Source organism: Acinetobacter sp. GQ146, from assembly GCF_059758585.1.
The window spans coordinates 1-2,506 of the sequence record NZ_JCAXDV010000020.1; the positions used below are offsets into that span (position 1 = coordinate 1).

Below are 2,506 nucleotides of genomic sequence, written 5' to 3' on the forward strand. Positions count from 1 at the left end.
ATTTTTCATTTTTCATTTTTCATTTTTCATTTTTCATTTTTCATTTTTCATTTTTCTATATGGTCATGGCAAGGATTTTTTCATTTTAACGTCCTGCGATGAGGCCCATTGCGCTTGCCCGAGGCAAGCGCTAGACAAGCATCCTTTCTTTTTAAGGGATAATAATAATATTGACGCGTCGATTGGTCGCGCGATTCTCATCGCTTGTATTGGGCGCAAGAGGTTGTGTAGAGCCACGACCAAGGGTCTGTAAGTGGTTGCGTTGAAATCCTGAACTTAAGAAAATGCTGGCCACACTATTGGCGCGCTTTTCGGATAAATTTTGATTATATGTCTGGTCGCCGATGTCATCCGTATGCCCCACGACTTTAATTTTATCGAGTTGGTATTTTTGTAACTGGGTAGAAAGACGCATTAATTCCTGTGTCTGTTCGGATTTAATCTCGTAACTGTCAAATCCGAACAGCAGACGCTCGGGTAAGCGTAAACTCCAACCTTCATCAGTGAGGACGAAGCCTTCTTTTTTAAGCATGCGGGCTTGTTTGTAGTTTAAATGTCCCCAACTTGCACATGCACTCAAGACACAGCTGATGAGTAACACGAGTGTTAGTTTAATCGGGCGAGAAAAAGTGATCATTGTAAAGTTCCTAGCGGAGAGAGAAGTACCAGCCTTGTTGCAATGATTTTGCTTTATACATTGCACTATCGGCGGCAGTAATTAGGTCTTCGGGGCTATTGGCGTGTTCAGTTGAAGCAATACCGATGGAAAAGCTGAAATAAATTTCGTGTTGTTCGTAACGTAAAGGGGCTTCACAGCACTTTAATAAATTTTCACTGATTCGAACCAAATGTTCGTCTTTGCTGATATTGCGGATCAGAATGGCAAATTCATCACCTCCTAGGCGAGCAATAAAATCATCCTGTCTTAAACCGGTTTTTAAACGGTTTGCCATTTCCTGTAAAACGGCATCACCCGCCAGATGCCCATACTGATCATTGATGTCTTTAAAATTATTGTTATCAATAAAAAATAAAGCTGAAAATCCTTTCATGGGTTGTTCAAAGGTGTTTAACAGGGTTTGATAAAAATAATGTCGGTTTGGAAGTTGTGTCAGTTGGTCATGTAAAGCTTGGTGAGCCAGAACATCATTTTCTGCGCGTAGTTTTTGATTGGATACTTGAATTGTGTCTAAGAGCTCATTAAACACATTATTGAGTTGTTGTAATTCCTGAATGTTGGATTGGGGCAGACGTAATTGATAGGCTTTAGATTCGCTAATTTCACGAGCTTTAGACACCAAAGGGTGAATTGATTGCATTAAATATTGATAAGTCGAACGTACTGACAACCACAGTGCAAATAAAATCAAAACAATAGCGACACACAAGCCTATCAGAATTTTAAAGAAAAAATCCAACAGGCTTTGTGAGCTGCCATACACCACGATCGAGCCATAGTATTGTTGGTTGTGTTCGATCGAAATCTGGATGGGTTGCTGAAAAAACAAATGATCCAGAACAGCTTGAGTGGTTTGAAATGATTTGACCAGTTGTTTGCTCGAAGCAATTTTATTGTTGGATGGATCTAAAACCTCAATGGAGCGAATTGCATACTGTGAGGTATAGTCATCAAGAATTTGTTGAATGGTAATCCGATCATTAAACACCATTGCGGGTTGAATACGTTCATTCAAAGCTTCTGTAAGGATGTTCAGACTCTGTTTGGCATAGGTGTTCATGGTGTAAGTGGACACGATCACAAAAATAATGGTGCAAATTGAAAAAGTCAGTGCAAACATCACTAATTGTGAGCGCTTAAAGAGCGATTGTAATGAAGTCATACGAGCGTAATTGTTCATGATTATTGCTCCGTAGACTTGGCGAGTAATAAAACACGAGGGTCGACTCTAACTTTAGACTGGCTCAAACTGTCTAAATTGACTTTAAATGATGTTCTGTTGTTGCGGGTGTAGAGGCAGAAAGCACTGCCAATTTCGCAAGCAATATTGGTCGAACTAAAAGACAGAAGTGGATCTTGTTTCTGGCTGTGAATAATTTTTTGTTCTTCTTGGGGTGAAAAGGTGGAGAGGAAAATAGCATTACAAGCAGATCTGTCTAATTCGTTTAAGCGAATAGATGAGATTTTGTAATGTAAGCCTTGTTGGCGTAGAGCTTGATTAAATTGTATCGCGTAATTTGGATTGTCGATGACACATAAAGCAGGTGTCGAAGTGTTCCATTTGGCATAACTAAGAATAGAAAGGGTAATCACAAAAATATTATGTGTTGAAAAAGCGTATAGGGATGTTGAAAATAGAACAAAGGCGAAAAAACACGCAGAAATAGAAAATTTAATGTTAACCATTTCAAATAATTCTTTGAATATGAGGATTGTGTTGGTGATTGTAGCGAAAATAAGGGAATAAAAATAGCGCTGAAGTAATGGGAGAAATTTTATGAAATCACAATGGTTGCTTAAAAAAGAAACACTCAAAAGCATAAGTTA

Annotated in this window: 3 protein-coding genes; all 3 read right to left on the minus strand. The window is 38.6% G+C overall.

Translation table 11 applies throughout. The features are described 5' to 3' along the window. Positions 1-151: 151 nt before the first annotated feature. Genes yfiB through yfiR form a run of 3 tightly spaced genes read right to left on the minus strand, consistent with a single transcriptional unit; the run spans position 152 to position 2,365 of the window. On the minus strand, positions 152-637 hold the full coding sequence (gene yfiB, locus AC6CHI_RS16075; RefSeq protein WP_498122496.1) for an outer membrane lipoprotein YfiB: 486 nt from the start codon (positions 635-637) through the stop codon (positions 152-154). A gap of 10 nt (positions 638-647) precedes the next feature. Next, the gene (gene dgcN / locus AC6CHI_RS16080; protein ID WP_498122498.1) at positions 648-1,862 is read right to left on the minus strand and encodes a diguanylate cyclase DgcN/YfiN; all 1,215 of its coding nucleotides are present in this window, start codon (positions 1,860-1,862) and stop codon (positions 648-650) included. Further along, complete coding sequence (yfiR, locus tag AC6CHI_RS16085) at positions 1,862-2,365, minus strand: regulatory sequestration protein YfiR (RefSeq protein ID WP_498122497.1); 504 nt, start codon at positions 2,363-2,365, stop codon at positions 1,862-1,864. Before yfiR ends, dgcN begins: the two co-directional genes overlap by 1 nt. Positions 2,366-2,506: the final 141 nt, after the last annotated feature.

Bases quoted from the DNA above. Each gene is read 5' to 3' on its own strand.
- yfiB (WP_498122496.1), bottom strand. From the start codon at position 637: ATGATCACTTTTTCTCGCCCGATTAAACTAACACTCGTGTTACTCATC.
- yfiR (WP_498122497.1), bottom strand. From the start codon at position 2,365: ATGGTTAACATTAAATTTTCTATTTCTGCGTGTTTTTTCGCCTTTGTT.